The 1851-nt window shown below is 68.6% G+C and carries 2 protein-coding genes and 1 tRNA gene; all 3 read left to right on the top strand.

All coding sequences use genetic code 11. The features are described from left to right. Positions 1 to 443, top strand: a 443-nt coding sequence (locus AC2VOG_RS13530) for a GNAT family N-acetyltransferase (RefSeq protein ID WP_486940406.1), incomplete at its 5' end; no start/stop codon positions are given. 146 nt (positions 444 to 589) lie between these two features. Next, complete coding sequence (gene sepX, locus AC2VOG_RS13535; protein ID WP_486940407.1) at positions 590 to 1723, top strand: divisome protein SepX/GlpR; 1134 nt, start codon at positions 590 to 592, stop codon at positions 1721 to 1723. A gap of 49 nt (positions 1724 to 1772) precedes the next feature. After that, positions 1773 to 1845 (top strand) — tRNA-Ala (locus tag AC2VOG_RS13540). The last annotated feature ends 6 nt before the right edge of the window (positions 1846 to 1851 follow it).

Genomic DNA, 1851 nt, shown 5'->3' on the forward strand with positions numbered 1-1851 from the left:
GGCCGCCGCTGTGTTCGAGTCTGCGCACCGAGGCCCGCTATGGGCGGATGCTGCCGTACGTGATCGAGCTCGACGGCCGATTCTGCGGCCAGCTGACCGTGGGCAATATCGCCCACGGGGCGCTGCGCTCGGCCTGGATCGGGTACTGGGTGTCTAGCGCGGTGGCCGGCGGGGGAGTGGCAACCGGGGCGGTGGCACTCGGGCTCGACCACTGCTTCGGGCCGGTACGGCTGCATCGGGTGGAGGCCACCGTCCGGCCGGAGAACGCGGCCAGCCGGGCGGTGTTGGCCAAGGTCGGCTTCCGTCAGGAAGGGCTGCTGCAGCGCTACCTCGACGTCGATGGGGCGTGGCGCGACCACCTGCTGGTGGCGATGACGATGGAGGAGGTCGCCGGGTCGGTGACCTCGGCGCTGATTCAGTCCGGCCGGGCCGCCCGGGCCTGATGATATTCGGACGAGATGTTACCCGTGTGGTAGTTGTGACTGGCGAGGTCAGCGAGTAAATTACAACTGTGTAATTGGTTCGGCGCGTCGTCCGAGGTCGTGTGGCTCTCACACCTAGCCTTGGCTCGGAAAGGAGCAGGCCAACCATGCCCAGCATCCCGCAATCATTGCTCTGGATCTCACTGGTCGTTCTCTGGCTGTTCGTACTGGTGCCGATGCTGGTCAGCAAGCGTGACGCGGTCCGTCGTACCAGTGACGTGGCCTTGGCGACCCGGGTATTGACCAGTGGGTCCAGCGCCCGGCTGCTCAAGCGCGGCGGCCCGGCCACCGGCCACCGCAGCGATCCCGACTGGCAACACACCGCCGACGACATCGATGAGGCCGACGACATCAATGACGTCGACGAGGTCGAGGGCGAACCCGCCGAGGGTGGCTCGCGGGTGTTCGTCGCCGCGGCCGCGGTGTTCGTCGCCGCGTCGGAGCCGCAGGTCGGCGAGCAGGCTCAACTCGACTACTTGGACGTCGACGTCGTCGCCGACGACTCCGACGAGCTGCCACTGTCGGACGCGGGTCTGGCCGCCGAGGTTGCGGCCGAGGCGCGCGCCCAAGCCGAAGCTCGGGCCGCCGCTGAGGCGGAAGCGCGCGCTGCGGAGGAGGCCGCCATGGCAGCCGAGGCTCTGGCGGCCAAGGCGGAAGCTGCGGCCGAAGAAGAGGTCGACGCGGAGCCTGCTGCCGAGGGCGAAGCCGAAGCCGATGGCTACGAGTACGAATACGTCGAGGACAGCTCCGGGCTGGAACCTGCGGCGGAGTCCACGCGGGCGGGCGCAGCGGGTCTGTCGGCCCGCGGTCGTCGGCCCCGTATCGACACCGCCGCGGCCGTCAGCGCGCGCAAGTACGAGTTCCGCAAGCGGGTGTTGATGTCGCTCGCGGTCGTCCTGGGGCTCTCGGCGCTCACTGCCTTCACCGTGGCACCCACCGCGTGGTGGATCTGTGGTGGCGCCGCAGGTGCGACGGTGCTCTATCTGGCCTACCTACGCCGACAGACCCGTATCGAGCAGCAGGTGCGGGCGCGCCGCACACGGCGCGCCGAGCGTCCGCGTGTGCAGCGCGAGAGTGTCCACACCGACGCGTTCGAGGTGGTGCCGTCACGGCTGCGCCGCCCGGGGGTTGCAGTGCTGGAGATCGACGACGAGGACCCCGTGTTTGAGCACCTGGAGTACACATCCAGTGCCGACCGGTACGGATGGCGCGGCGACCTGGCGCGTGCGTCCGGTCAATAGGTCTCGGTTTCAGGGCACGGGCTAGGGGCTGGTAATCTCCTAGCGGTCAGGGGCTATAGCGCAGTTGGTAGCGCGTCTCGTTCGCATCGAGAAGGTCAGGGGTTCGATTCCCCTTAGCTCCACAGTGT

It is taken from the genome of Mycobacterium sp. TH-M11 (genome assembly GCF_057473725.1).